Genomic DNA, 26519 nt, shown 5'->3' with positions numbered 1-26519 from the left:
TTATAAAGGCATATTAGTATAATATGAATCTTTAGTTGATAATGATATAAAGTTCACTACTATGCAGAGCCTGAATGTATAAATTATTAAGGGAATATTAATGAATCAAAATTTTTACATGTGTGGGCAGAGCGAAAAATGCGGTACATATTGGATAAAATAATTGGATACTAGAAGAGCATGTAACTATAGGTAGTTACATGTGTTATGAATACGTAAAGAGTCCCTTTACTGATACATAGTTTATTCAAATGAAATGAATTACATCTAGAAAACACATTGTATACACAACAACACTGTATAGTTATTCTTATATAATAATAAAAGTGAGGTATTTTGAATTGAAAAAGAAAAAGCTATTTTTAGGAACAATTATTTCATGCGTAGTACTGGCATTATCCGCATGTGGCTCCTCAGACAACGTAGTAACATCAAAAGTAGGAAATGTTACAGAGAAAGAGTTAAGTAAAGAATTAAGACAAAAATATGGGGAAAGTACTTTATACCAAATGGTGTTAAGTAAGGCGTTGCTCGATAAATATAAAGTTTCAGATGAGGAAGCAAAAAAGAAAGTAGAAGAAGCAAAAGATAAAATGGGTGAGAACTTTAAAGCGACTTTAGAACAACTTGGATTGAAAAATGAAGATGAATTAAAAGAAAAAATGAAGCCAGAAATTGCATTTGAGAAAGCGATTAAAGCGACTGTTACAGAAAAAGATGTAAAAGATAACTATAAACCAGAAATGAAGGTAAGTCACATTTTAGTAAAAGATGAAAAGACTGCTAAAGAAGTGAAAGAGAAAGTAAATAACGGAGAAGATTTTGCGGCTTTAGCGAAGCAATACTCAGAGGATACTGGTTCAAAAGAACAGGGCGGGGAAATCACTGGTTTTGCTCCAGGGCAAACGGTAAAAGAATTTGAGGAAGCTGCATATAAATTAGATGCAGGACAAGTAAGTGAACCAGTAAAAACAACTTACGGTTACCATATTATTAAAGTGACAGATAAAAAAGAATTAAAGCCATTTGATGAAGTAAAAGATTCAATTCGTAAAGATATAGAACAGCAAAGACTACAAGACACGACAGGTAAATGGAAACAACAAGTAGTCAATGAATTATTGAAAGATGCTGATATTAAGGTGAATGATAAAGAGTTTAAAAATACATTTGAATTTCTAGAAAAGAAATAATGACTGTAATTAGAAAAGGGAACCTTTAAAGGTTCCCTTTTCTAGTTAGTGTGTGAGTTATAAATAGATAGTAAGACAATACAATATTACATATAAATATTAAGAATTACAATGGGAATTTATGTAATTGTTTTGAAGTAGATTAATCATCACTTCATAGAATGTTGATATTATAATGTTTTGTTTCATCTCATTAAATATAAAATGAATTAATTAATTTTAGCCCATTATTTGTAGGCAGTAAGATCTGCGTAGGCTAATTATTAGTCAGGAATGAACAAAGATTGAGTGGATTAAAGTTTCACTTTATAGAAGTGGATAAACATAATTTGCAGAATGAAACATACAATAAGATTGAAATATATTGACGTTAAATGAAGTGAAAAGCAGAGCATTCTATTAAGATGGATGTTCTTTTTCGTATGAAATTTTAAGGTGAAGAATGAATTATTGGATAGATAAATAAATGATGTAGGGGGAGAAAATGTGAAAGTGATTTTTCAAAGAGAAGACGGAGGGAAAATTTTTGAATCGTATGATGAAGATATAAATAACCTATTAGCTATTTTAAAAGAAACGAAAGGGATTAAGATCGGGATGGTTGAATATGAGGTATTAAAATACGAATTAGAGTATTTTCGAAACCCGAAAAAAGCAGTAACAGAGAGGGAGTTACATATAATAGTACAACCAAAATATATTTAGTAATTAGAGTGAATTATTAATGAATAGTTTTATGTAGTATATACGAAAAGAGAGTGTTTAAATTGCTCTCTTTTCATAGAAATTCATAAGGAACGAATGGAGGTCCATTATAAATCCCTTAAATTTTGTGAGTTCGTTCTTTATAATATATGCTTTCATTTATAGATGGTTAATAAACTCGAAAAAATTAAAACTGTTTAGTTGATCTTTTCACCTCCCATTTAATAGGAAGTGAAAAGATCATTTGATGAAGAAAAAATAAATTCCTTCTCAAAAGAACGTAGGTTCGTGTATAATTTGAACGAATGTTCTTGTATGTGTAGATAGTATACGATTTAGAAATAAAGTGAAAATGTAATTAGTGGGTGTTCATCATCCACTAATTACATTTTCACCAATCGGCTGTTTACGGGAAGTTGATCTTCGACTTACTTTCCTTGTATGTCTTGAGTTTTGAGGTGGGAGATTTCTTACCTGTTCATGCGGGGGAAATATGAGCCGAGCAATTATTAAAGAATAATCGAAGCGCAATATGTTTGAAATAGAATGGATAAATAATCGAGGAGATAGAGAAATGAATGATGTAAAGATACAAAGAGCAAAAAGAGAATGGGTTCCATTTACAGTAATGTCGGAACAGTTATTAAGTATGCGAAAGGTTATTGGGGAGAAATTTAAAGTACAAAAACCATTTTTAACAAAAGAAGCAAAAGAGGGAATTTCTGATAAATTATTAATGTCATTATTGTCTGAGAAAGAAATATTGGTGACATATTTTGAAGATGGATACATACTTACAAGCTACATGACAGTTGTACATATAAATCCGCTAAAGCGCATTGTAATGTGTACTGACGCGTTTTATAAAACTTACGTATTTAATACCACGGATATTATTGAAATAGCGTAAAGTAAGCTATGTTAGATGTGAAACAGAAAAAATGAAACGGAAAAGCAGCTAGCTTCATACTAGCTGCTAAGCCCCAGGGAAAGGGAGAAAAAGATAGGGTACTCCAAAAATCAACAATAGCTGTATAACAGCCTGATTATAGTATGGACAAATTAAAAATTCTTAAACAGAACGATGAAAAAATAGGGTTAAGCTGTACCGACTTGGTTTTGATCCGCAAGGTCAGAATCAAACGTATTAGTCGCACTCACACCATGAAAAGTATTAACAACAAAACCAACGTTGGAAGCACCAGATCCATTATAAGCCTTCGTGTTTTCTTTTGGAGAAACGTTATAGAAATCACCTAAATTAAATGAACCGTTACTATTTTGTACAACTAAATTCCCTACAACTGAGGGCATAGTTCTCACCCACTTTACAATCATTTGTTAACACTACTATATGGTCTTATAGTCCAAAGGGTTCATCTAACGAAAATTGCGGAATAATAAAAGGTTTGAAGTGTAGCTTAATCCTATAATAAAAGTGTGTTACACTGAATGTAAGGTTACGTAATTAAAAATGGAAATTGTATAATTATCATATATGAAAACAAAGGAGGCAAAATGTAATGAATAATGTTATAAAAAAAGTAGATTTAACAGATGCAAAGTCAAGTAATCTTGTTGCACTTATTTATAGCAATGAAGTTATATTGGTGGAAGAAGCATTTTGTCCAAAGGAAATAAAATTAAAGTTTAATGAAATTGCAATTTTATCGGCTATTAAAACAGCGCATATAATGAAAGTATCCATTAGAAAAGAGCTTGACGCGTTTTTTCATGACACGGGTGTTTTATTGGTGAAGCATAGTGCTGAGTATGGAAACAGTCAATCTATCACTATGCATTTTGAACAATTTAAAAAGTTACAACATGAGATTGAGTATTTAAGTAAAAGTATGTAATAAGGCAAGAGGAAGATTCTTTCATAGAGGTGAACAGTTCTATGTTGAAAAAATGGTTTGAAAAATTTTTAGACGAATCTCACTGTAAACATAAATATAGTTTTATTAAGATGTAGGATATGGTAGAACAGTTATTAGTGGGTAATAAAAATATCGGAAATGTAAAAGTTACTGGTTTTTATAGTGTATGGAGAGAGAAAAATACAAAACAAGGAGTTTTCAAGAGATGATGTATTTGTTGGCAATTCTTCTTCCACCTGTAGCCGTATTATTTTGCGGAAAACCATTTCAAGCAGTAATTAATTTCATATTAACATTAATATTTTGGGTTCCAGGTGTTATTCATGCGATATTAGTTGTACATGATAAAAAAGCAGATCGGCGTTTAAAAAAACAAATTCAAGCATATGATGAAATAAATAAAAAGAACAGAAGATAGCTGAGTTGTGAAATGATTTAAAAAAGAAAGGGGGACTACCTCCTTTCTTTTTTCATTCTAGTTAAGTTTAAATTTTAGTGTAGCGGTAAGAATTTTTAATATAAGTATTGTGATAATTCGTTTTAGAGTGTGCGTTTAATAAACCGGTGTAAATGTTTTCAGGAACGTTAAAGAAATCATACATTCCATTCTTTAATTGAATGCGTAAAATCATAGAAAAAGGATTATATCCAACAGCAACTATAGTTTTGGAAATCACGGGAGATAACTCCATCATTACGCAACTCCTCACTTTTCATTTTTAATAATATCTTATAGATGTTGAGGTTGTGATGTTGAAATCTTTATAATTAAAGAGGTATTATACTTATATGCAATATATTAAATGTTTGTTATACGTAATTATAAGGAAGTTCACACGAAGTACATATCGTTGTGCTATTTTTATTTCACCTTTGATTTATAAATAAGAAAATATTGACCATTTGAAAAAAAGGTATATTATTTATACGAGGTATTAAAAATTCACTTTTTACATTCTATGCTTAAAGGGGCAGCATTATTAGAAAAATAGAAGTGAAAATACTTTGTGTAACAAGCATTCTAAAATTTATAATCTGTGAATTAGGAAAATATTGAATGCTCCAGGTCGATATACTTTCTTAATTTAATTCATTTTAGAAAGTGACCTCAATATTTTTAAGTAAATCAACGGGAGAATTGAAAGGCAGGAGAAAGTAACATGTCAGAAAATTATCGTTCTCGAGAGGAGCGACGACAAGTTAAAAAGAAAAAACAGCCAGCTTCTAAAACACAAAAACCAAAAGGTAAAACATCGTTCTTTCGCAAGTTTTTAATTACTTGTTTATTACTTGGTATTGTTGGTTTAGTGGGGGGAGTTGCTACCTTTTTTGTAATGATTAAGGATGCACCAAAACTTGAGAAAGCAAAACTTGTTAATCCCTTATCCTCAAAAATTTATGATAAAAATGGCGATTTGGTATATGAATACGGGAAAGAAAAGCGGACGAATGTTACGTATGATCAAATTCCTAAATTAGTAGAAAATGCATTTTTAGCAACAGAGGATGCACGTTTTTACGAGCATAGCGGAGTAGACTTTAAAGGTACTGCCCGTGCTGTTTTGGTGAGTCTTAAAGGAGATTACGGTTCACAAGGTGGAAGTACAATAACGCAACAGGTTATTAAAAATTACTTCTTATCGATGGAAAAAACATCAAAACGTAAAGTTCAGGAAATATATTTAGCGTATAAACTAGAACAACAATATTCAAAACATGAAATTTTAGAAATGTATTTAAATAAAATTAACTTAGGTAATCGTTCATATGGTATCGCAACAGCAGCACAAAACTATTATGGTAAAGAATTGAAGGAGTTAACATTACCAGAAGTTGCGATGCTTGCAGGTTTACCGAAAGCACCGAATAACTATGATCCAACGAAAAAAGAAAATGTTCAAAGGGCAACAGAAAGAAGAAATGTTGTACTAAAATTAATGAATCGACATGGATATATAACAAAACAGGAAATGGAAGAAGCATCAAAAGTTGACGTAGAAAAGGGACTCAAGCCTGCAACTCAACTTCAAGCAATGCCATACCCTGCATTTATGGATGCAGTTGTGAAAGAAGTAGAAAAAGAATTGCCCGATGCTAATATTGGCTCTGATGGTTTAGAAATTCATACAACTTTGGATCCAAAAGCACAGAAATTAGCTGACAATATTTTAAATACAAATATTATTAATTATCCAAATGATAAATTCCAAGGTGCTTTCACATTTATGGATACGAAAACAGGAGAAGTTCGTGCTATAGGTAGTGGGCGCGGTGAAAATAAAGCCGTATTTAAAGGGCATAATATGGCCATTGAATTAGATCGTGCAGCTGGTTCGACGATGAAGCCAATCTTTGATTACGGTCCTGCAATTGAATACTTAAAATGGGCTACGTATCATCAAATTGATGATTCTCCATTTAAATATTCAACTGGACAAGAACTTCGAAATGCAGACAGAAGTCATTTAGGTCCAATTACTATGCGTGAGGCGTTAAAAATGTCACGTAACGTTCCAGCAGTTAAAACTGCAAAAGAAGTAGGACTTAATAAATCAAAGGAATTCTCTGAGAAATTAGGTATTACATTTAAAAAAGCGCCAACAGAATCTACAGCTATTGGTACAAACGAAGTATCACCAACTGAAATAGCGGGTGCTTATGCGACATTTGGTAATGGTGGTAAGTATGCAAAACCGCATTTTGTTACGAAAGTAGTTTATCCAGACGGAAAGTCACAAAGTTTTGGACAAAAACCAAAACAAGTTATAGCTGACTCTACAGCATATATGATTACTGATATGCTGCGCTCAGTAGTGACATCAGGTACTGGTACAGCGGCAAATATTAGTTCTTTAGATGTTGCTGGTAAAACGGGTACAACAAACTATGATTCAAAACAATTAGCGAAATTTAACATTCCAGAAAGTGCAACTCGTGATAGTTGGTTTGCAGGTTATACACCGCAGTATACGATGGCAGTATGGACTGGATATATGAAAGATGGTAAAGACGAGTATATTAGTAGTAAAAATACGAAAATTGCACAACTGATCTTTAAAGAAATGATGAGTGAAATGGCTACGGATAAATCACGCTTTAAAATGCCAAGTAGTGTAATTCAAGAAGGCAGTGAGTTACGTATAAAAGGTGAAAAACGTGATTCTTCTCCAAATACGAGCGTACCGGATACAACGGAAAAACCAAAACAAGATCAACAGCAAAAAACTGAAGAAGAGAAAAAGCAAGAAGAATTAAAAAAACAAGAAGAACTTAAAAAACAAGAAGAAGAAAAGAAACAAGAGGAACTGAAGAAGCAGGAAGAACAAAAGAAACTAGAAGAGCAAAAGAAACAAGAAGAAGAAAAGAAACAAAATGAACAAAATAATGGGAATGGTCAAGGAACGACCCCTCCAGCAAATAACGGGGGAGGCCAAGGAAATACAACCCCTCCAGCAAATAACGGAGGAGGTCAAGGAAATACAACCCCTCCAGCAAATAACGGAGGAGGTCAAGGAAATACAACCCCTCCAGCAAATAATGGAGGAGGCCAAGGAAATACAACTCCACCAGCGACCACACAACCAGAAACTGGCGGTAATGCAGGAGAGGCCCCTGCTAATAATGGACAATAAGAAAATTTTATGAAAATTATTAAAAAGCACTTAAGATTTGTAGACATTACAATCTTAAGTGCTTTTTTCTTTTAAATGCAGTAGCTATGAGACAATGTATTTTAAATATTAAAAGTACCATAGAAATTTTGAAAATAAATTGAAGGAAAATGATAAAAAACTTGAGATTGAGGTAACGGAGGATAACTGTGGTTTTGAAAGGTGGTACTACTTGGATGTGCGCCATGATGCCAAAATGAGGGGGTAATTTGACCGGGAATTTGATAGTGTTGCCAAGTTGCGGGAAGTTCAATACCGACATCGGAACTAGCTGTATGAACGGCGGGAACGTGTATCCCAGGAGTCGAAGGAACTACGGCAGTTACTCTTGATGATACCCACATAAAAATATTCACTCCTAAGTTGCAATAATAAAGTAGTATATTCTTTTCACACATATAAAGGTACAGTTAGATAGGACTTTAGGCTAAAACATACGTATAAAGTTGTAAGACCAATTTAAAATGATGATGGACCATTTATTATAAAAAGATACGTCTATTTACGGAAGGCAAAGGCACGAAGAAAATGTAAAATGGAGGTGTTAATTGCAATAACATACGTGTTTATGGAGGAATTTTAATGGAACGATTATGGACGAAATCATTTATTCAAATGACTTTCGCAATGTTATTTTTATTTACAGCATTTTATTTACTTGTTCCAACACTCCCGCTCTTTATTAAAGAGATAGGTGGCAATGAATCACAAGTTGGACTCATGATGGGAATGTTTACAATAGCGGCAGTTGTAATACGACCGATTATTGGAGGGATGTTGGATCAATATGGTAGAAGATCCTTCATTATTTTCGGACTCATCTTTTTTGGGTTAACGATGTACTCTTATCATTTAGCGACGACTATTGTCCTTTTGGCTGTTTTACGTGTTATTCACGGAGTAACATGGGCTGTTTCTACAACAGCTGTTGGAACAGCGATAACTGATATTATTCCAGATTCTCGACGTGGTGAAGGTATGGGGTGGTATGGAATGGCTATGACGATTGCAATGGCAATCGGTCCAATGATTGGATTATCGGTTGTACAAAATTATTCATTTCACGGCCTATTCTTGTTAGCAACTCTTTTATCCTTTATGGCAGTCCTATTATCGTTAATGGCGAAAATGCCATTCACACCACAAAAAGAAAAAGGGAAAATGCAACTGTTTGAAAAATCTGTTCTATCCATTACGATAGTTGTATTCTTTTTATCATTTGCATATGGAGGGATTACGACGTTTTTACCGCTATTTGCATCGTCAATTGATGTGAATCCTGGGACATTCTTTCTTGTATATGCAATTGCTTTAACGATTGTAAGGCCAATTTCAGGAAAACTATTAGATAAGTATGGAGAAGTATTTATCATACTTCCGGCACTATGCATTACTATTATTGCAATAGTTGTATTAACGATTTCAAATGATTTAATAGATGTAGTTATCGCAGCTACATTATATGGTGTTGGATTCGGTTCAGCACAGCCAGCATTGCAAGCGGCAATGCTTACAATTGTCGATCCGAGTAAAAGAGGAGTTGCGAACGCTTCATTTTTTACAGCGTTTGATTTAGGAATCGGGTTAGGTGCTATTTTACTTGGAGTTGTTTCACAAATGTTTGGTTATCGTATTTTATTTTCAGGGAGTGCAATTTCAGCATTAATAGCCTTAATTATTTTCGTCTTCTTTGTAAAACAACGATTAGGAAAAAAGAGTTTGCATAAACTGGGGGGGAATAAAGATGAGAATTTCAATTGATCGTAAAGCTCTACAATGGTTCCAGGAAGAATTACGTATAAAGCACGGTGAATCTGTACGTTTTACTGTAAGGTACGGAGGGAATAGTTCAATTCAGCCTGGTTATTCTTTAGGGATTGTTGCAGAGAAACCAGATGGGAAAATCGTGTCAGTTGAGAAAGAAGGCATTTTATTTTTTGTAGATGTTGATGATCTTTGGTACTTTCAAAATTATGATTTAGTTGTAAGTTATCATGAGGAAATAGAAGAAATTCAATTTAATTACGTAAAATAATAACTTTATTAAAAATAAATAAATTTTATATGGAAATTATATTTAGAGAATAGTGAAATAAATATAATGCAAAAAACGGGCTGTATATGAATACAGCTCGTTTTTTTATTTAGTAAAAGAAATTGTAAAGTAGGTATATATTTAACTGGATTATATGAATTAACTTTATATTTTGTTTTAAAGATAAATAAGGAGAAGTCTGTCCTTTCTTTATAAAATATGAAAATTATTTTTAAAAAATTGTATTGTTACATCGGTAAAAGTGTAGGAAACTTATCATTATAAAATAAATTGAAATCTTCTAAAAACTCTGATACATTGAAATAGAAATGTAGTTTCGCAATATTGTAAAGGCTTACAGTTATGTGCACGAAGATCTATTAGGATTGGAGGAAATAATGATGAAAGCTGAAGAAAAATTTTCCCCGGGATTAGATGGTGTAGTGGCAGCGGAGACGAAGATTTCGTTTCTTGACACAGTGAAAGGTGAAATTGTAATTCAAGGGTATGATTTAATCGAACTCTCAAAAACAAAAGAGTACTTAGACATTGTGCACCTTTTATTGGAAGAACATCTACCGAATGCAGATGAAAAAGCAACACTTGAAAAGAAATTAAAAGAAGAATACGCGGTACCAGAAGGTGTATTCAACGTACTGAAGGCATTACCGAAAGAAACACACCCTATGGATGGATTGCGTACAGGTGTGTCCGCATTAGCTGGTTACGATAATGATATTGAAAATCGCTCGTTAGAAGTAAACAAAAGTCGAGGATACAAATTATTGAGTAAAGTACCAAACATTGTAGCGAATAGCTATCATATTTTAAATAATGAAGAGCCAATCGAACCACTTAAGGAATTATCATATAGCGCGAATTTCTTCTATATGTTAACAGGTAAAAAACCAACTGAACTTGAGGAGAAGATCTTTGATCGTTCCCTTGTTTTATATAGTGAACATGAAATGCCAAACTCTACATTTACAGCGCGCGTTATTGCATCTACGCAATCCGACTTATATGGTGCTTTAACAGGTGCGGTTGCATCTTTAAAAGGTAGCTTACATGGCGGTGCGAACGAAGCGGTTATGTACATGCTTTTAGAAGCTGGTAATGTTGAAAAGTTTGAAGAGTTATTACAGAAGAAACTATATAACAAAGAAAAAATTATGGGCTTTGGACACCGTGTATATATGAAGAAGATGGACCCAAGAGCACTGATGATGAAGGAAGCTTTAAAACAGTTATGTGATGTAAAAAGTGATTATACACTATATGAAATGTGTGAAGCTGGAGAAAAGATTATGGAGAAGGAAAAAGGAATTTATCCGAACCTTGATTATTACGCAGCTCCAGTATATTGGATGCTTGGTATTCCAATTCAACTGTACACACCAATCTTCTTTAGCTCTAGAACAGTAGGACTATGTGCGCACGTTATTGAGCAACATGCGAACAATCGTTTGTTCCGTCCACGTGTAAATTATATTGGCGAGCGACATGTGCTTAGTAAATAAGAACAACTGGGGAGTTGTTAGTACCGCCCGCCAGATGGGTGTTTGACCGACACCCATCATTAATAATAACGAATTTTCGACAGAAAGGGAAGGATAGCATGATTAAAACAAATGAAATTAAACAAAAAGATGCATTATTAGAAGAGATTACGGATTATGTATTAAATAAAGAGGTAACAAGTGCAGAAGCATTCAGTACTGCTCGTTACGTATTACTTGATACACTTGGATGCGGAATTTTAGCGTTACAATATCCAGAATGTACGAAATTATTAGGACCAGTTGTACCAGGAACAATCGTGCCAAATGGTACACGTGTACCAGGTACGTCATATGTACTTGATCCAGTGAAAGGTGCATTTAATATCGGCTGTATGATCCGTTGGTTAGACTATAACGATACTTGGCTTGCAGCAGAGTGGGGACACCCATCTGATAACTTAGGCGGAATTTTAGCTGTGGCAGATTATATTAGCCGTGTTCGTATTTCAGAAGGAAAAGAACCGTTAAAAGTACGTGAAGTATTAGAAATGATGATTAAAGCTCATGAAATTCAAGGTGTACTTGCTTTAGAAAATAGCTTAAACCGCGTTGGCCTTGACCACGTATTATATGTAAAAGTAGCAACAACTGCAGTAGTTGCAAAAATGCTTGGCGGAACACGTGAAGAAATCTTTAATGCATTATCACATGCATGGATTGATAATTCTAGTCTTCGTACATATCGTCATGCTCCAAATACGGGATCACGTAAATCATGGGCAGCAGGTGATGCAACGAGCCGCGGTGTTCATCTTGCAATGACTGCTCTAAAAGGTGAAATGGGTTACCCTACAGCATTATCTGCACCGGGCTGGGGATTCCAAGATGTATTATTCAATAAACAAGAATTAAAATTAGCAAGACCATTAGATTCTTATGTAATGGAAAATGTATTATTTAAAGTTTCATATCCAGCAGAATTCCATGCACAAACAGCTGCAGAATGTGCTGTGAAATTACATCCAGAAATTAAAGGAAAATTAGATGAAATTGACCGTATTACAATTACAACGCACGAATCAGCAATTCGTATTATTGATAAAGAAGGTCCATTAAATAACCCAGCGGATCGTGATCATTGCTTACAATACATTACGGCAATTGGTTTATTAAAAGGGGATATCGTTGCGGATGATTATGAGGATGCAGTGGCAAATGATCCACGTGTAGATGAATTACGTAATAAGATGGTTGTTGTTGAAAATAAACAGTACAGTTTAGATTACCTTGACCCGAACAAGCGCTCAATCGCCAACGCTGTTCAAGTTCATTTCAAAGATGGAACTGTAACAGAAAATGTGGAATGTGAATATCCACTTGGTCACCGTTTCCGTAGAGACGAAGCAATTCCAAAAGTTGTTCAAAAATTCACTGCAAATATGGCAGGTCATTATTCTAGTAAGCAACAAGAACAAATTCATGAAGCTTGTTTAAATGAAGAGAAACTAGAAAATATGAATGTAAATGAATTTGTAGATCTATTCTTAATTTAATAATAGGGGGGAATCTAGAATGGCTTGGGTTGTGGATAAACAGTCAACACAAGAAGAGCTTGCGAATCGCTTCCGAGCTTTAGTAGAAGCAAATGAAATCTTACAGATTCCAGGTGCTCATGATGCAATGGCAGCTCTTGTTGCGAAAAATACAGGTTTTTCAGCTCTTTATTTATCGGGAGCTGCTTATACTGCAAGTAAAGGGCTACCGGATTTAGGAATCGTAACGTCTACTGAAGTAGCAGAGAGAGCAAGAGATTTAGTAAGAGCTACAGATTTACCTGTTCTTGTTGACATTGATACAGGGTTTGGTGGTGTATTAAATGTAGCGAGAACTGCTGTAGAAATGGTGGAAGCGAAAGTAGCAGCTGTCCAAATTGAAGATCAGCAATTACCAAAGAAATGTGGCCATTTAAATGGTAAGAAACTCGTTACGACAGAAGAATTAGTTCAAAAGATTAAAGCGATTAAAGAAGTTGCACCGAGCTTATATATTGTAGCGCGCACAGATGCTCGTGGTGTAGAAGGATTAGATGAAGCAATTGAAAGAGCGAATGCATATGTAAAAGCAGGTGCAGACGCAATTTTCCCAGAAGCGCTACAATCAGAAGAGGAATTCCGTCTATTTAATAGCAAGGTAAATGCACCTTTATTAGCGAATATGACTGAATTCGGAAAAACACCGTATTATAGTGCAGAAGAATTTGCGAATATGGGCTTCCAAATGGTTATTTATCCTGTAACTTCACTTCGTGTTGCAGCGAAAGCGTATGAGAATGTGTTTACTTTAATTAAGGAAACTGGTTCTCAAAAAGATGCACTTTCTAATATGCAAACGAGAAGTGAGTTATATGAAACAATTTCATATCATGACTTTGAAGAACTAGATACTGGAATTGCAAAAACAGTATTATCAGAGGATCAATAGATAAAACAACTAAGGCGATGAGAATACATCTTTAGCAAGACAAACTGCTTGATGTGAAAATTCATCGCCTTCTGTTTTCAAAAATAAGATATTCCACTCATCGTAGACGAGCATATGTAGTAGCAAGTAAGGCCGAAATGATAGGGGGATTCAGATGGAGAAAACGAAGTTACCGTGGGATGAATTTTTTTCACTTAATAAAGATGTGAATCATGCTTTCTTTACGCCAGAAGATTTTTCAGGAGACGAAGATTTAATCGCAAAAACGACTGAACAATTCGTTAAACAAGAAATTGTTCCACAAATGGAGAATATTGAACAACATAACTATAAAGTTTCTCGTCAATTGTTTGAGAAAGCTGGAGAACTTGGATTATTAAGTATCGAGGTTCCAGAAGAATATGGCGGATTTGAATTAGGAAAGGCAGTTTCAGGGCTTGTAGCAGAAAAAATGGGATACGCTGGTGCATTTAGCGTTTCATTTAATATACACGCAGGTGTAGGTACATTGCCTTACATATATTACGGAACGAAAGAACAAAAAGAAAAATATTTGCCGAAAATTGCATCAGGAGAATGGATTGGGGCCTATGCTTTAACTGAACCAAATGCTGGTTCTGATGCTTTAAGTGCAAAAACGAGTGCAGTATTAAATGAAGATGGTACTGCTTGGAAGTTAAATGGTGAGAAGCAATGGATTACAAATGCTCATATGGCAGATGTATACGTTGTTTTTGCGAAGACAAATAAAGGAATGACAGCGTTTATTGTCGAAAGAACATGTGAAGGGGTATCTATTGGGCTAGAAGAAAAGAAAATGGGGATTAAAGGTTCTTCAACGGCTACCCTTATTTTAGAAGATGTTGTCATACCTGCTGAAAATGTTTTAGGGGAAGTTGGGAAAGGGCATCACGTAGCTCTTAATATTCTTAACTTTGCTAGATTAAAACTTGCCTTTGGAAATATTGGAACAGCAAAGCAAGCAATTGGATTGTCCGTTCAATACGGAAAAGAACGTAAACAGTTTCAAACGGAATTAGTAGACTTTACGATGATTCAAGAGAAAATTGCAAATATGATCATTGCTACATATGGAGCAGAAAGTGCAGCGTATCGTACAGCAGGTGTAATTGATGAAGCAATTCATGAGAGCGATGAAGATCTTATGAAGAAAATGTCTCAATTTGCAATTGAATGTGCACTGAATAAAGTAAATGCTTCTGAAACACTTGGTCATATCGTAGATGAAGCTGTACAAATTCATGGTGGTTACGGTTATATGCAAGAGTATGAAGTAGAACGATTATACCGTGATGCTAGAATTAGTCGTATTTTTGAAGGGACGAACGAAATTAATAGATTAACAGTTGCCAAAATGTTAATGAAGCAAATGGAACAAATTGAAGATACTGAAATAGAGATTGATGTAGAAAATGTCGAAAGAAACCATCGTTACATTTTATTAGCGAAAAAATTGTTGAAACAATCTTTGAAAACGCTCTCTAAAACTCCAGGTTTAAAAATTGATCAAGAGCAAGAATATTCACGTGTATTATCAAATATGTTAACGGACGTGTACGTCATGGAATCAGCATTTTTACGTACGAGTAAAGCAATTAGTAAAAATGGTGCAGAAAAAGAGCGTACGAAACAAATGATAACTGACGTTATTTGTGAAGAAGGCTATCGCAAAGTAGAAGAATCAGCGATTTCTATACTTTCCGCGGCTATTACAGAAGAACAAGATAGACACGTGATTTTAACTGAAATTCGTCAATTATTAGTGCCTTTATACACGAACGTATTTACAAAAAAGAGAGAAATTGCGAAAGCTATTATAAATCGCGGAAAGTATATTGTGTAAATAGGAGGAAAGCGATATGAAAAAGATTGGTTTTATCGGTTTAGGTAACATGGGTCTTCCGATGTCTAAAAATTTAGTTAAATCAAGTTACACAGTATATGGTGTGGATTTAAATAAAAATGCTGAAGCTTCTTTTGAAAAAGAAGGCGGAATTATCGGCTTATCAATTTCAAAACTAGCAGAAACATGCGATGTAATTTTTACAAGTTTACCTTCACCTCGCGCTGTTGAAGCGGTATATTTTGGCGAAGAAGGATTATTTGAAAATAGTCACTCGAATGTAGTTTTAATTGATACAAGTACTGTATCTCCACAGTTAAACAAACAGTTAGAGGAAGCTGCAAAGGAAAAGAAAGTAGACTTTTTAGCAGCACCTGTTAGTGGTGGGGTAATTGGAGCTGAAAACCGTACATTAACATTTATGGTTGGTGGATCAAAAAAGGTATATGAAAAGACGGAATCTATCATGGGTGTATTAGGTGCGAACATTTTCCATGTTAGTGAGCAAATTGATAGTGGGACAACAGTTAAATTAATTAATAACCTATTAATTGGTTTTTATACAGCTGGTGTGAGTGAAGCTTTAACATTAGCGAAAAAGAACAATATGGATTTAGATAAAATGTTTGATATTTTAAATGTAAGCTATGGTCAAAGTAGAATTTATGAGCGCAATTATAAAAGTTTTATTGCATCAGAAAACTACGAGCCAGGTTTTACTGTAAATTTATTAAAGAAAGATTTAGGGTTTGCAGTAGATTTAGCGAAAGAAAGTGAGCTTCACTTACCAGTAAGCGAAATGCTATTAAACGTATATGAAGAAGCAAGTGAAGCTGGGTATGGTGAAAACGATATGGCTGCTTTATATAAGAAAGTTAGTGAACAATTAATTTCTAATCAAAAATAATAGACTTATAAACATCATAAAAAAGGAGAGAATATAATGATTACAACTGAAATTAAACGAGTAAAAAATCATATTAATGGTGAGTGGGTAGAATCTACTGGTACAGAAGTAGAAGCAGTTCCAAATCCGGCGACTGGAAAAATTATCGCTTACGTTCCGCTATCTCCGAAAGAAGATGTTGAAAAAGCTGTTGAAGCGGCAAAAGCAGCATACGAAACATGGTCTAAAGTACCAGTTCCGAATCGTTCAAGACAATTGTATAAATATTTACAGCTTTTACAAGAAAACAAAGAAGAACTTGCAAAAATCATTACGCTAGAAAATGGTAAAACATTAACGGATGCAACTGGTGAAGTACAACGTGGTATTGAAGCAGTAGAACTTGCAACATCTACTCCAAATTTAATGATGGGACAAGCACTTCCGAATATTGCAAGCGGCATTGATGGATCAATTTGGCGCTACCCAATTGGAGTTGTTGCTGGAATTACGCCGTTTAACTTCCCGATGATGATTCCATTATGGATGTTCCCGCTTGCAATTGCTTGTGGTAATACATTCGTATTAAAAACATCTGAAAGAACACCACTTTTAGCAGAGCGACTTGTAGAGTTATTCTATGAAGCTGGTTTTCCAAAAGGCGTATTAAATTTAGTACAAGGCGGAAAAGATGTTGTAAATAGCATTTTAGATAATAAAGATATTCAAGCTGTTTCGTTCGTTGGTTCTGAGCCGGTAGCTCGTTACGTATATGAAACAGGTACGAAACATGGGAAACGTGTACAAGCGTTAGCTGGTGCGAAAAACCATGCGATTGTTATGCCAGATTGCAATCTTGAGAAAACGGTACAAGGTGTAATTGGATCTGCATTTGCAAGTAGTGGAGAGCGCTGCATGGCATGTTCAGTAGTAGCAGTAGTTGATGAAATTGCAGATGAGTTCATCGACGTACTAGTAGCAGAGACGAAGAAGTTAAAAGTAGGTGACGGTTTCCACGAAGATAATTATGTTGGACCATTAATTCGTGAGTCTCATAAAGAACGCGTATTGGGCTATATTAACAGCGGTGTAGCAGATGGAGCTACTTTATTAGTAGATGGCCGTAAAATTAAGGAAGAAGTTGGAGAAGGTTACTTTGTAGGTGCGACAATCTTTGACGGTGTAAATCAAGAAATGAAAATTTGGCAAGATGAGATTTTTGCTCCAGTATTAAGCATTGTACGTGTTAAAGATTTAGAAGAAGGTATTAAACTAACAAATCAATCTAAATTTGCAAATGGTGCGGTTATTTATACATCAAGCGGTAAACATGCACAAACGTTCCGTGATAACATCGATGCGGGCATGATCGGTGTAAACGTAAACGTTCCAGCACCAATGGCATTCTTCGCATTCGCAGGAAATAAAGCTTCATTCTTTGGTGATTTAGGTACAAATGGTACAGATGGCGTTCAATTCTATACACGTAAAAAAGTTGTAACTGAGCGCTGGTTTTAATATAAAGTAGACAGCCAAATCAGTTGTTAAAAGAAAACCACCACTATGAATAGTGGTGGTTTTTTTCTTGTTAATTGCTTTTTTCAAAAGCTAGTTTAATACCAAAACCAATTAAGACAATTCCCGTTAACCCTTGAATATAACGTTGTGTCTTCGGTTTTTTCATAAAAGCACTAATTTTATCAATTAAAAATATATAAAAAGCGAACCAAATAACTGTTAAAACTAGGTAAGTAAGGCCCATTATAAGAAGTTGGATAAACGTATTATGATTTGGATTTAAAAATTGCGGTAAAAATGTTAAAAAGAAGACTGCGATTTTAGGGTTTAATAAATTTGTAAGAAACCCTTGGCGAAAGCAAGAAGTATTCCCGTTTGCGTTATTCAAAGATATATCGTTCGTATTGACGCCTTCTTTATTTCTTACTGCTAAAAGGGCTTTAATACCAATATAAATTAAATATAGAGCTCCAACGTACTTGAAAATAGAAAATAAAAGAGCTGACTTTACAATAAGTGCGGAAAGTCCGATTACTGCTGCTAAAGTATGAATTGATAGTGCAACACATGTACCGAACACTGTTTTCACCCCGCCTACCTTACCAGCAACTAATGTGTTTTTCGTAGCCATTGCAGTATCAGGACCAGGTAAAATAATAAGACAAATAGACATAATGATGAAAAGAAAATAATTTTCAATCATAGTCGCTCCTCCTTCTTTTATTTTTAGAATATTTAATTAAAAATAGTGTAGCACATAATTCGGTTTAATAAAATTAAATTTTATTAAAATTTATTAAATAGGAAAAAGGCTATATAGGCGTGTAATTATACGACTATATAGCCTCAATTTAATCCCGTATGAAAGGGCGATTGCTTCTACTAATAATAAGAGGGAGATAAACCCTACTTATTAAATTCTCACTTTACGCATTAAGTAAGTTAAAGAACCGGTTTACATCTTCTTCTGAAACATCACTTAACTGCTTATATTTATAATTTGGATTTTGGTCTTTATCAACGACAACAGATCGTACTCCTTCAAAGAAATCTTCATGTCTCATGAAGTTTTTAGCAAGTACAAGGTCAGTAGCGAAACATTCTTCAACGGACTTATTTTGTCCATCAATAAACTGTTTTAATGTTACTTTTAGTGAAATAGGAGATTTTGATAATAACGTTTCTTTCGCTTTTAAAGAAAAGGAACTTTGATCTTTCTCTAATGAATGAATAATTTCTTCAATTGTATCGAATGCAAAATGTGAATTAATTTCTTCTAATGAAGGAGCAAGCTCGCTTTCTAATGTTGGAGCAGTTGCGAATGTACGAATGACTTCTTTTAAATGAGTATGTACATCATCTTCTTTAGACCAATTTACACTTTCCAGTTCAGTAAGGAAATTTGGTAATGAATCAGATGCAATAAAATAATCAGCAGCGTTTATAAATAATACGTCAGAAGCTTTTAAAATAGATGCTGTTAAAGCGACATAGCGGCCGGCATACCCTGGAGCTTTATTTAAGAAATAAGCAGCACCGACGTCTGGGAAGAAGCCAATATTCATCTCTGGCATTGCCCATTTCGTACGCTCAGTTACAATTCTGTATTTCGCACCATTTGTAAGACCGACACCACCACCCATTACAATTCCATCTAAACAAGCGATAATCGGTTTTTTATATTGATAAATATATGTATCAATTTCATACTCTTCTTCAAAGAAACGTTCCGCATGCTGCAATGCAGCTTCATTTGAACGTGCTTCATAAAGAGTTTTAATGTCGCCACCTGCACAAAAACCTTTTGTGCCAGCTCCTTTTAATACGATAAGCGCAATTCGCTCATCATGTTCCCACTCTTTCAGTTTTTGCCCAATTGGTTGCAACATGTCATAAGATAAAGAATTAAGTGCTTTTGGGCGGTTTAAAGTAATTGATGCAACGCCGTTTTCGCTAACAGAAAATAAAACGTGTTCAGTCATAATTCATCCTCCCTTACATATCTTCTTATTCTTAATTCTTTATACGTACTGAAATGTCCTTTATAAATTTTGTCTAAAGTTGGCGGTATATGTTAATTTATCCACTGCATATTTTGACGAGTTATATTTGCAGGATTTTGGAGGTTGAAAATGAATATTACAACATTACTGTAATTGTAATTATTTGAAGTTACCATGATAAACACGCTATTATATATGTGTAAATTGTACATAATCGCTTCGAAAAGAGTATTTGAAGTGATTATAATGAAAGAAAAATTGCTTTTCATTAGAAATAGAGAAAGGAGAAATCGGAATGCCAGTACCTTTACTATTGTCGGTGATTATTTTGTCTTCTTTAATGATAGGGATAACGCAATATTTTCATCATACAGATACGACAGAGGAAGTGAAGGATAAAGTACGACTTGTATTTCCGATTTTTATCATATCTATTTCTTTTTGCATTTTATTAAATAAAGATGGGTACATTGTTGCAGTATTTTCATTTTTTGTAGCGATTGTTTTCATTACAGTTTTATATTATGTAATGAAAGAATTTATCCAAAAATAAAGATGTCATATGAGACATTTTTATTTTTGGAAAGAATAAAATTTCACATACCGTATTATATGTGAAATTAAAAAAACATATCGCAATAGAAAAGTATGTACTTTACCGTGTATTTACTTGTCAATCTTGCATAGCCAATATACTATTAATAGTGTAGAGATTAGAAAAAGGGGTTGTATCTATCATGAAATTTGAGATGCACACAAAAATTATTTCAAATGAAAAAGAAGTAAGATTACATATAGAAGAAAACATATTTCAATTAAAATTGGATGGTTATCACTTATTTACAGTTCAAGAAATATTACCTTTATATAAATCAAATGAAGAAAGAATCGGTAGTGCAATGATACAAAAGTTAGAATGGGAGAACGGAAAAACTACAATAAACTATCAACTTGTATCACTAAATTCAGTAAATTAAAAGGAGCAGGAAACCATGAAGTTATTTCATACAGCCGATTGGCATTTAGGAAAGCTTGTTCATGGCGTGTATATGACTGAAGATCAAAAGATTGTATTAGATCAGTTTGTACAAGCTGTTGAAGAAGAAAAACCAGATGCCGTAATTATTGCAGGGGATTTATATGACCGAGCAATTCCACCTACGGAAGCAGTAGACTTATTAAATGATGTGCTGCAAAAAATAGTGATTGATTTACAAACACCAGTTATTGCAGTCGCAGGAAACCATGATAGTCCAGATCGTATTCATTTTGGAAGTAGTTTAATGAAGAAACAAGGATTATTTATTGTGGGGCAATTTCAATTTCCATATGAGCCAATTATATTAAATGATGAATATGGGGAGATTCACTTCCATCTCATTCCTTATGCGGATCCAAGCATAGTGAGACATGTATTGAAAAACGAAGACGTACGTTCTCATGATGATGCGATGCGTATTTTTATGAATGAGCTTTCTGAAACGATGGATAAAGAAGCTAGACATGTATTTGTTGGTCATGCATTTGTAACTTCTGCGGGCGAAGCGGAAGAGAATACAAGTGATGCTGAACGACCGCTTTCAATTGGTGGTGCTGAATACGTGAATAGTCATTATTTTGATAAGTTTCATTACACAGCGCTTGGACATTTACATCAAGCGCATTTTGTACGTAATGAGACAATTCGATATTCAGGTTCTCCACTTGCATATTCTATTTCTGAAGAAAAACATAAAAAAGGATATTATATTGTGGAATTGGACGAGCAAGGTGAAGTAACAATTGAAAAAAGGTTACTTACACCACGCCGTAAAATGCGAACAGTAGAAGCGAAAATAGATGAATTGTTACAACATCCAGTAAGTGAAGATTACGTGTTTGTAAAATTATTAGATGAAAATCCTGTCTTGCAGCCAATGGAAAAAATACGCTCTGTTTATCCAAATGCAATGCATGTTGAAAGAGCCATTCAAAGACGAGAGTTCACTGAGTCAAATGAAGTAACTGTTTCAAGACATAAAATGGATGATTTATCATTATTAAAGGCTTTTTATAAAGAAATGAAAGGCTTAGATTTATCAGAAGAGAAAGAACGTCTATTTGTAGAAGTATTACAAACAGTGCAAGAACGGGAAGGTGAACGAGGATGAGACCGATTCAGCTTATTATGACGGCATTTGGCCCATATAAACAGAAAGAAGTAATTGATTTTGACGATTTGGGAGAGCATCGTATTTTCGCCATTTCTGGAAACACGGGCGCCGGAAAGACAACGATTTTTGATGCGATTTGTTATGTTTTATATGGTGAGGCAAGCGGAGAAGAACGAAGTGATACGAGCATGCTCCGCAGTCAATTTGCTGATGATAATGTGTATACAAGCGTAGAATTAACCTTTCAGTTAAAAGGGAAACGTTATGAAATAAAACGACAACTGGGACATAAAAAACAAGGGAACAAGACGATTACGGGACATGCAGTAGAATTATATGAAGTAATTGATGAAGAGAAGATTCCGGCTGTTGATCGTTTCCATGTAACGGATGTAAATAAAAAAGTAGAAGATTTAATTGGTTTAAGTAAACATCAATTTAGCCAAATTGTTATGTTACCGCAAGGGGAATTCCGAAAACTATTAACATCTGAGACAGAAAACAAAGAAGAGATTTTGCGTCGTATTTTTAAAACAGATCGTTATAAGTTAATGCGTGAGTTACTTGACCAAAAACGAAAACAATGGAAAGACGTCTTACAAGAAAAACAGAAAGAGCGAGAGTTATATTTCCGTAATGTTTTTAAATTACCAATTCGTGATGGAGCATTATTAGAGACATTAGTGGAACAAGACCATGTAAATACGCATCAAGTAGTAGAGGCATTAGAACAAGAGACAGCTGCGTATAAGGCAGAGGTGGAGCAATTACAAGTAGAACAAGATATTCAAACGAAGCAATTAAAGGATGCTGAAACACGTTTTCATGCAGCGAAGTCTGTAAATGAGAAATTTATAGATTTACAACAAAAGAATGAGAAATATAATACTTTACAAGAAAAACGTTCAGTAATTGAAATGAAAGAAATATCTTTTAAGCGTGCGGAACAAACGAAGCGCTTATTACCATTTGAACAGTGGTACGAAGAAGCAATGCAAAATGAGCAGAAAGCTGAAAGTTTGTTAAAACAAATTATCGCTAAAAAAGAAAATATAATGAATAATTTTGAACTTGCTCAGGAGAAATATGAAGCAGTAAAGAATAAAGAACCTGAGAGAGAAAATGCAAAAAAACTTGTTCAAAGATTAGAAGAGTTACAACCGATTATTGCATCATTAGCTGAGAAACAGTTGAATTTACAAAATGCAGAAATCCAACTAGGAAAATTAAAAGAAAGTATGCAAAACTTAGATCGACAATTAGAAGAGAATACAAATCAAAAACAGCTAATGTCTGGTGAATTACAGCAATTAGAGCGAGCGCTTGAACGATATGTAGATAAAGTAGAAGAACTAACGAATATGCGAGAAGATGCAAAAGTTTTAAAGCAAGCATATGACGTATGGCAAGAAAAACAAAAATTCGAGCAAGAAAAAGAAACTGCATTTATTAAGATGCAAGAGAAAGTTCGTGCATATGAGAATATGGAACGTCGCTGGTTAAGTGAACAAGCTGGTATATTAGCTCTTCATCTACATGATGGTGAATCTTGTCCAGTATGTGGCAGCACGAACCATCCGAAAAAAGCTTCAGAGCAAAGTGATGCCATCAATGAAAAAGAGTTAAATGATTTAAGAGACAAGAAGAACATTGCTGAAAAATTACATGTGCAAGTAGAGGAGAAATGGAATTTCTATCATCTTCAATATGAACAAGTAATAGAAGAGGTTAAGAAGCGAGGTTATCGCTCAGAAGAATTAGCTGAAACATATAGTGCGCTTGTTCAAAAAGGAAAACAATTAGCAACTGAAGTGAATACGTTAAAAGCAAGTGAAGAAACGCGTAAGCAAACAGCTGTGAAAATAAAAAGCATAGAAGAAAAAGTAGATGCACTTCAGAAACAAAAACATGAGGTAGAAACAGAACAGCACCGTATAGAAATGGATTGTATGCAGCTTCGTACGTCATATGAACATGATAAGAAAAACATTCCTGAAAACTTACAAACAGTCCAAGCTTGGAAAGTCCAGTTTGACCAAGCTATGCATGAGCTCAAATTAATGGAGGACGAATGGAAGAAAGTGCAGGAGGCGTATCAACATTGGCAAAATGAAAATATACGTATTCAAGCAGAACAGGAAGGTGCTTCTAATCAATTTGAAAGTGCAAAATCGAAGAAAGAAGAGACTTTCACGCGCTTTATGAAAGAGCTTGAACAGAGTGGATTTACAGATCAAATTACGTATAAAGAAGCGAAATTAAGTGATGCCGAGATGGATATGTTACAAAAAGAAATTCAAAGCTATTATTCATCTCTTGAAGTACTTGCAAAACAAATTGAAGAGTTACAGGGTGAATTAAAAGATAAAGAGTATATGGATATTACAGCGTTAGGTGAACATATAAAAGATCTAGAAATTAACCTTGATATCATTAAAGAAAAACGTCAACGTGCGCAAAATGCGGTAACATATATTTCTGATTTACATGAAAATATTAGGCGTATTGATGAGCAAATTCATGAGGAAGAAAAAGCTTTCCAAGAACTTGTTGACTTATATGAAGTAATGAAAGGTGATAACGAAAGCCGTATATCATTTGAACGTTACATCTTAATTGAGTATTTAGAACAAATTGTTCAAATTGCAAACGAACGATTACGTAAATTATCAAATGGACAATTTTATTTAAAACGAAGTGAACGAGTTGAAAAGAGAAATCGTCAAAGTGGATTAGGTCTAGATGTATACGACGCGTACACAGGCCAAACACGCGATGTAAAAACTCTATCTGGCGGCGAGAAATTTAATGCATCGCTTTGCTTAGCGCTCGGAATGGCAGACGCCATTCAAGCATATGAAGGTGGTATATCCATCGAAACGATGTTTATCGACGAAGGATTCGGTTCATTAGATGAGGAGTCATTAACAAAAGCTGTAGACGCATTAATTGACTTACAAAAATCAGGCCGATTTATCGGTGTCATTTCACACGTTCAAGAGCTGAAAAACGCAATGCCAGCTGTATTAGAAGTAACGAAGCAGAAGGATGGGTGTAGTCAGACACGGTTTGTGGTGAAGTAAGTTCAATTGTAATTCATATTATTTGCGATTCTTTAGTATAGAACTTTTGATAAAATAAAGGGGCTGTCTCATAAGTCTCTTTCGAAGTAAGATCACATGAAATCGAAAAGGCAGAAATGTTATAAAATCAACATTTCTGCCTTTCACTTTTTATACGATTTTGGCTAAAAAGCATCTTTTGGGACAGCCTCTTTATTTGTTATTCAAAATTAGATAATTCACCTATGAGTTATCTGTAGAAGACGGCGTATTTTCCAAACGATTATAAGCTTTAAAAGCCGAAATTGCCGAGATAACACCGCCTACTAAAAATAAAGCCGATCCACCGACCAAAATGATACGACTGACATATGTTTCGCGCGCTTCTTCAACTTCTTCTTGTAACATTGTAGGCATTTGAATTCCCCCTAAATAACATTTATTTTGTAGATAGTATATACAAACGCCTAAAATATGTTAAAATCACTGGATAGTGTTAGGAGGAAATATGTAGTTAGATGTGAATTATTTGAAAAATCTTCATTACAAATTTATGCGAACTTCACATAGAGCACATATTAACATTGTATTATGTATATGTACCAAATAAATAAAGTGAATGTAAGTTCTGTTTTCAAAAATTTAAAATCCTTTTATTTCTATATGAAAGTTTTAATCGAGGGTTTTAAAAATTTTGGAAATAGATCTTATAAAAATGGAATTCATATAAAAGGGGAATGTCTTATGACAACATATACGAGTGAAATGAAAAAAACTTTAGTTTCAGAAGAAGATGTAGATATTTTAAAAATTATGGCGCATCCAATCCGACTGCAAATTGTAAATGAATTAAGTACAAGAAAAACTTGTAATGTAACACAATTAACAGAGTTACTGAACATCCCGCAATCTACTGTTTCACAACATTTATCAAAAATGAAGGGTAAAGTGTTACGAGCAGAGAGAAGAGGTTTAGAAATTTATTATCATATTAACAATTTAAAAGCGAGTAAGATTGTTAATGTTTTAGGGTATATAAACTAGTGAAATATTTTTATATAAAATAGCCCCTGCTGTTTAGCAGGGGCTATTTTGGGTTGTTTTATGTATTTGCATTTAAAACTTTATAGTTTTTATGATTTACAATTGTTCGATCAAATTCAAAAGTACCACCGCTTACATTTGTAATTTCAACTAAGACCGATTCAGTATAAAGTTTTAATACAGATCCTGTAATCTTTAAATTGTTTCGTTGAAAAAGTATAGTATCCCCTACGTTTGCTTTCATAGTACCTCCTCATTAAAGACAGAAATATTTTTTATTATATATATTAAACCACGTATAAGTATATTAGTGAATATTTAGTTTTATTTATCAAAAAAATATTTGTAGTCTATGTGTGCAGAATTAAAAGAAGTTTTAACAAGACGTATTAAAAATGCTTTCATTATGATGGAATTTGTAGAGCCAATTATTACATTTGAAGAAATGTAATCAACGATTGTAAAATACCCAATAACAACGGTTTTAAATTCCCCAAAAATAACAGATAATCGTTTCGAAAC

Annotated in this window: 27 protein-coding genes; 19 read left to right on the top strand and 8 right to left on the bottom strand. The window is 33.9% G+C overall.

Going from position 1 to position 26519, the window contains the following annotated elements; all coding sequences use genetic code 11:
• Nucleotides 1-341 precede the first annotated feature (341 nt).
• The 3 genes from PDQ33_RS19080 (at nucleotide 342) to PDQ33_RS19070 (ending at nucleotide 2808) form a co-directional block, all read left to right on the top strand.
• Nucleotides 342-1193, top strand: coding sequence for a peptidylprolyl isomerase PrsA (locus tag PDQ33_RS19080; RefSeq protein WP_000727481.1), 852 nt, complete (start codon nucleotides 342-344; stop codon nucleotides 1191-1193).
• Between the two features lie 486 nt (nucleotides 1194-1679).
• Nucleotides 1680-1898 (top strand): hypothetical protein, encoded by a 219-nt coding sequence (locus PDQ33_RS19075; protein ID WP_000864286.1) that lies wholly within the window; start codon nucleotides 1680-1682, stop codon nucleotides 1896-1898.
• Between the two features lie 574 nt (nucleotides 1899-2472).
• Nucleotides 2473-2808, top strand: coding sequence for a YolD-like family protein (locus PDQ33_RS19070; protein WP_001000611.1), 336 nt, complete (start codon nucleotides 2473-2475; stop codon nucleotides 2806-2808).
• Nucleotides 2809-2996: 188 nt separating this feature from the next.
• On the opposite strand, the gene gerPF is transcribed toward PDQ33_RS19070, so the two are convergent.
• Nucleotides 2997-3212 (bottom strand): spore germination protein GerPF, encoded by a 216-nt coding sequence (gene gerPF, locus PDQ33_RS19065; protein WP_270756449.1) that lies wholly within the window; start codon nucleotides 3210-3212, stop codon nucleotides 2997-2999.
• Between the two features lie 209 nt (nucleotides 3213-3421).
• Here gerPF and PDQ33_RS19060 point away from each other — a divergent pair, with 209 nt between their 5' ends.
• The gene (locus PDQ33_RS19060) at nucleotides 3422-3757 is read left to right on the top strand and encodes a hypothetical protein (RefSeq protein ID WP_001066866.1); all 336 of its coding nucleotides are present in this window, start codon (nucleotides 3422-3424) and stop codon (nucleotides 3755-3757) included.
• A gap of 226 nt (nucleotides 3758-3983) precedes the next feature.
• Complete coding sequence (locus tag PDQ33_RS19055) at nucleotides 3984-4196, top strand: YqaE/Pmp3 family membrane protein (protein WP_000990231.1); 213 nt, start codon at nucleotides 3984-3986, stop codon at nucleotides 4194-4196.
• A gap of 67 nt (nucleotides 4197-4263) precedes the next feature.
• Here PDQ33_RS19055 and PDQ33_RS19050 read toward each other — a convergent pair whose 3' ends face one another.
• A complete protein-coding gene (locus tag PDQ33_RS19050) occupies nucleotides 4264-4473 on the bottom strand; it encodes a KTSC domain-containing protein (protein ID WP_029438178.1) in 210 nt (69 codons plus the stop codon).
• Between the two features lie 465 nt (nucleotides 4474-4938).
• Between PDQ33_RS19050 and PDQ33_RS19045 the strand changes: the two genes are divergently transcribed.
• A complete protein-coding gene (locus PDQ33_RS19045) occupies nucleotides 4939-7410 on the top strand; it encodes a transglycosylase domain-containing protein (RefSeq protein ID WP_270691848.1) in 2472 nt (823 codons plus the stop codon).
• Between the two features lie 101 nt (nucleotides 7411-7511).
• Here the strand turns inward: PDQ33_RS19045 and PDQ33_RS19040 are convergent, their stop codons facing one another.
• Complete coding sequence (locus PDQ33_RS19040) at nucleotides 7512-7793, bottom strand: hypothetical protein (RefSeq protein WP_061130890.1); 282 nt, start codon at nucleotides 7791-7793, stop codon at nucleotides 7512-7514.
• A gap of 238 nt (nucleotides 7794-8031) precedes the next feature.
• Here PDQ33_RS19040 and PDQ33_RS19035 point away from each other — a divergent pair, with 238 nt between their 5' ends.
• From PDQ33_RS19035 to PDQ33_RS19000, 8 genes are all read left to right on the top strand, one after another.
• The gene (locus PDQ33_RS19035) at nucleotides 8032-9210 is read left to right on the top strand and encodes an MFS transporter (protein ID WP_270394708.1); all 1179 of its coding nucleotides are present in this window, start codon (nucleotides 8032-8034) and stop codon (nucleotides 9208-9210) included.
• Nucleotides 9194-9484, top strand: coding sequence for a HesB/YadR/YfhF family protein (locus tag PDQ33_RS19030; RefSeq protein ID WP_061130892.1), 291 nt, complete (start codon nucleotides 9194-9196; stop codon nucleotides 9482-9484). The genes PDQ33_RS19035 and PDQ33_RS19030 overlap by 17 nt, the downstream gene beginning before the upstream one ends.
• A 398-nt stretch (nucleotides 9485-9882) precedes the next feature.
• Complete coding sequence (gene mmgD, locus PDQ33_RS19025; RefSeq protein WP_061130893.1) at nucleotides 9883-11004, top strand: citrate synthase; 1122 nt, start codon at nucleotides 9883-9885, stop codon at nucleotides 11002-11004.
• 98 nt (nucleotides 11005-11102) lie between these two features.
• The gene (prpD, locus tag PDQ33_RS19020; RefSeq protein ID WP_000598131.1) at nucleotides 11103-12539 is read left to right on the top strand and encodes a 2-methylcitrate dehydratase; all 1437 of its coding nucleotides are present in this window, start codon (nucleotides 11103-11105) and stop codon (nucleotides 12537-12539) included.
• Nucleotides 12540-12558: 19 nt separating this feature from the next.
• Entirely contained in the window at nucleotides 12559-13467 is a 909-nt protein-coding gene (gene prpB / locus PDQ33_RS19015) for a methylisocitrate lyase (RefSeq protein WP_000312630.1), read from the top strand.
• A 154-nt stretch (nucleotides 13468-13621) separates the two neighbouring features.
• Nucleotides 13622-15331, top strand: coding sequence for an acyl-CoA dehydrogenase family protein (locus PDQ33_RS19010; protein ID WP_000416019.1), 1710 nt, complete (start codon nucleotides 13622-13624; stop codon nucleotides 15329-15331).
• Between the two features lie 16 nt (nucleotides 15332-15347).
• Nucleotides 15348-16238, top strand: a complete 891-nt coding sequence (locus PDQ33_RS19005) for an NAD(P)-dependent oxidoreductase (protein WP_000719437.1) — start codon at nucleotides 15348-15350, stop codon at nucleotides 16236-16238.
• Between the two features lie 36 nt (nucleotides 16239-16274).
• Nucleotides 16275-17735 (top strand): CoA-acylating methylmalonate-semialdehyde dehydrogenase, encoded by a 1461-nt coding sequence (locus tag PDQ33_RS19000; RefSeq protein ID WP_270395135.1) that lies wholly within the window; start codon nucleotides 16275-16277, stop codon nucleotides 17733-17735.
• Nucleotides 17736-17805: 70 nt separating this feature from the next.
• Here the strand turns inward: PDQ33_RS19000 and PDQ33_RS18995 are convergent, their stop codons facing one another.
• On the bottom strand, nucleotides 17806-18438 hold the full coding sequence (locus PDQ33_RS18995; protein ID WP_061130894.1) for a LysE family translocator: 633 nt from the start codon (nucleotides 18436-18438) through the stop codon (nucleotides 17806-17808).
• Nucleotides 18439-18661: 223 nt separating this feature from the next.
• Nucleotides 18662-19717 carry an enoyl-CoA hydratase/isomerase family protein gene (locus tag PDQ33_RS18990; RefSeq protein WP_000134902.1) on the bottom strand — a complete coding sequence of 352 codons (1056 nt, stop codon included), beginning with the start codon at nucleotides 19715-19717 and terminating at the stop codon, nucleotides 18662-18664.
• Nucleotides 19718-20033: 316 nt separating this feature from the next.
• Between PDQ33_RS18990 and PDQ33_RS18985 the strand changes: the two genes are divergently transcribed.
• From PDQ33_RS18985 to PDQ33_RS18970, 4 genes are all read left to right on the top strand, one after another.
• Nucleotides 20034-20291: a hypothetical protein gene (locus PDQ33_RS18985; protein ID WP_001145041.1), complete on the top strand. Its 258-nt coding sequence runs from the start codon at nucleotides 20034-20036 to the stop codon at nucleotides 20289-20291.
• Between the two features lie 184 nt (nucleotides 20292-20475).
• Nucleotides 20476-20715: a DUF2584 domain-containing protein gene (locus PDQ33_RS18980; RefSeq protein WP_000667348.1), complete on the top strand. Its 240-nt coding sequence runs from the start codon at nucleotides 20476-20478 to the stop codon at nucleotides 20713-20715.
• A 15-nt stretch (nucleotides 20716-20730) separates the two neighbouring features.
• Complete coding sequence (locus tag PDQ33_RS18975; protein WP_270756450.1) at nucleotides 20731-21888, top strand: exonuclease SbcCD subunit D; 1158 nt, start codon at nucleotides 20731-20733, stop codon at nucleotides 21886-21888.
• On the top strand, nucleotides 21885-24974 hold the full coding sequence (locus tag PDQ33_RS18970) for an AAA family ATPase (RefSeq protein WP_270756451.1): 3090 nt from the start codon (nucleotides 21885-21887) through the stop codon (nucleotides 24972-24974). The genes PDQ33_RS18975 and PDQ33_RS18970 overlap by 4 nt, the downstream gene beginning before the upstream one ends.
• A 222-nt stretch (nucleotides 24975-25196) precedes the next feature.
• Here the strand turns inward: PDQ33_RS18970 and PDQ33_RS18965 are convergent, their stop codons facing one another.
• Complete coding sequence (locus PDQ33_RS18965; protein WP_001142747.1) at nucleotides 25197-25370, bottom strand: hypothetical protein; 174 nt, start codon at nucleotides 25368-25370, stop codon at nucleotides 25197-25199.
• 327 nt (nucleotides 25371-25697) lie between these two features.
• On the opposite strand from PDQ33_RS18965, the gene PDQ33_RS18960 reads away from it, so the two are divergent.
• Nucleotides 25698-25997: an ArsR/SmtB family transcription factor gene (locus tag PDQ33_RS18960; protein WP_000214794.1), complete on the top strand. Its 300-nt coding sequence runs from the start codon at nucleotides 25698-25700 to the stop codon at nucleotides 25995-25997.
• A gap of 58 nt (nucleotides 25998-26055) precedes the next feature.
• On the opposite strand, the gene PDQ33_RS18955 is transcribed toward PDQ33_RS18960, so the two are convergent.
• Nucleotides 26056-26241 carry a YkvS family protein gene (locus PDQ33_RS18955; RefSeq protein WP_000646792.1) on the bottom strand — a complete coding sequence of 62 codons (186 nt, stop codon included), beginning with the start codon at nucleotides 26239-26241 and terminating at the stop codon, nucleotides 26056-26058.
• An 80-nt stretch (nucleotides 26242-26321) separates the two neighbouring features.
• Nucleotides 26322-26519 (bottom strand): hypothetical protein (locus PDQ33_RS18950; RefSeq protein ID WP_270756453.1); only part of this gene is annotated, 198 nt, incomplete at its 5' end.

It is taken from the genome of Bacillus cereus group sp. Bc031, from assembly GCF_027716265.1.
In the GTDB taxonomy this organism is placed as follows: domain Bacteria; phylum Bacillota; class Bacilli; order Bacillales; family Bacillaceae_G; genus Bacillus_A; species Bacillus_A paranthracis.
This window is presented reverse-complemented; position numbering and strand designations above follow the sequence as displayed.

Excerpts from the sequence above, each read along its gene's own strand:
- PDQ33_RS19070 (WP_001000611.1), top strand. The coding sequence starts at position 2,473 with ATGAATGATGTAAAGATACAAAGAGCAAAAAGAGAATGGGTTCCATTT.
- gerPF (WP_270756449.1), bottom strand. The coding sequence starts at position 3,212 with ATGCCCTCAGTTGTAGGGAATTTAGTTGTACAAAATAGTAACGGTTCA.
- PDQ33_RS19060 (WP_001066866.1), top strand. The coding sequence starts at position 3,422 with ATGAATAATGTTATAAAAAAAGTAGATTTAACAGATGCAAAGTCAAGT.
- PDQ33_RS19055 (WP_000990231.1), top strand. The coding sequence starts at position 3,984 with ATGATGTATTTGTTGGCAATTCTTCTTCCACCTGTAGCCGTATTATTT.
- PDQ33_RS19050 (WP_029438178.1), bottom strand. The coding sequence starts at position 4,473 with ATGATGGAGTTATCTCCCGTGATTTCCAAAACTATAGTTGCTGTTGGA.
- PDQ33_RS19045 (WP_270691848.1), top strand. The coding sequence starts at position 4,939 with ATGTCAGAAAATTATCGTTCTCGAGAGGAGCGACGACAAGTTAAAAAG.
- PDQ33_RS19040 (WP_061130890.1), bottom strand. The coding sequence starts at position 7,793 with ATGTGGGTATCATCAAGAGTAACTGCCGTAGTTCCTTCGACTCCTGGG.
- PDQ33_RS19035 (WP_270394708.1), top strand. The coding sequence starts at position 8,032 with ATGGAACGATTATGGACGAAATCATTTATTCAAATGACTTTCGCAATG.
- PDQ33_RS19030 (WP_061130892.1), top strand. The coding sequence starts at position 9,194 with ATGAGAATTTCAATTGATCGTAAAGCTCTACAATGGTTCCAGGAAGAA.
- mmgD (WP_061130893.1), top strand. The coding sequence starts at position 9,883 with ATGATGAAAGCTGAAGAAAAATTTTCCCCGGGATTAGATGGTGTAGTG.
- prpD (WP_000598131.1), top strand. The coding sequence starts at position 11,103 with ATGATTAAAACAAATGAAATTAAACAAAAAGATGCATTATTAGAAGAG.
- prpB (WP_000312630.1), top strand. The coding sequence starts at position 12,559 with ATGGCTTGGGTTGTGGATAAACAGTCAACACAAGAAGAGCTTGCGAAT.
- PDQ33_RS19010 (WP_000416019.1), top strand. The coding sequence starts at position 13,622 with ATGGAGAAAACGAAGTTACCGTGGGATGAATTTTTTTCACTTAATAAA.
- PDQ33_RS19005 (WP_000719437.1), top strand. The coding sequence starts at position 15,348 with ATGAAAAAGATTGGTTTTATCGGTTTAGGTAACATGGGTCTTCCGATG.
- PDQ33_RS19000 (WP_270395135.1), top strand. The coding sequence starts at position 16,275 with ATGATTACAACTGAAATTAAACGAGTAAAAAATCATATTAATGGTGAG.
- PDQ33_RS18995 (WP_061130894.1), bottom strand. The coding sequence starts at position 18,438 with ATGATTGAAAATTATTTTCTTTTCATCATTATGTCTATTTGTCTTATT.
- PDQ33_RS18990 (WP_000134902.1), bottom strand. The coding sequence starts at position 19,717 with ATGACTGAACACGTTTTATTTTCTGTTAGCGAAAACGGCGTTGCATCA.
- PDQ33_RS18985 (WP_001145041.1), top strand. The coding sequence starts at position 20,034 with ATGCCAGTACCTTTACTATTGTCGGTGATTATTTTGTCTTCTTTAATG.
- PDQ33_RS18980 (WP_000667348.1), top strand. The coding sequence starts at position 20,476 with ATGAAATTTGAGATGCACACAAAAATTATTTCAAATGAAAAAGAAGTA.
- PDQ33_RS18975 (WP_270756450.1), top strand. The coding sequence starts at position 20,731 with ATGAAGTTATTTCATACAGCCGATTGGCATTTAGGAAAGCTTGTTCAT.
- PDQ33_RS18970 (WP_270756451.1), top strand. The coding sequence starts at position 21,885 with ATGAGACCGATTCAGCTTATTATGACGGCATTTGGCCCATATAAACAG.
- PDQ33_RS18965 (WP_001142747.1), bottom strand. The coding sequence starts at position 25,370 with ATGCCTACAATGTTACAAGAAGAAGTTGAAGAAGCGCGCGAAACATAT.
- PDQ33_RS18960 (WP_000214794.1), top strand. The coding sequence starts at position 25,698 with ATGACAACATATACGAGTGAAATGAAAAAAACTTTAGTTTCAGAAGAA.
- PDQ33_RS18955 (WP_000646792.1), bottom strand. The coding sequence starts at position 26,241 with ATGAAAGCAAACGTAGGGGATACTATACTTTTTCAACGAAACAATTTA.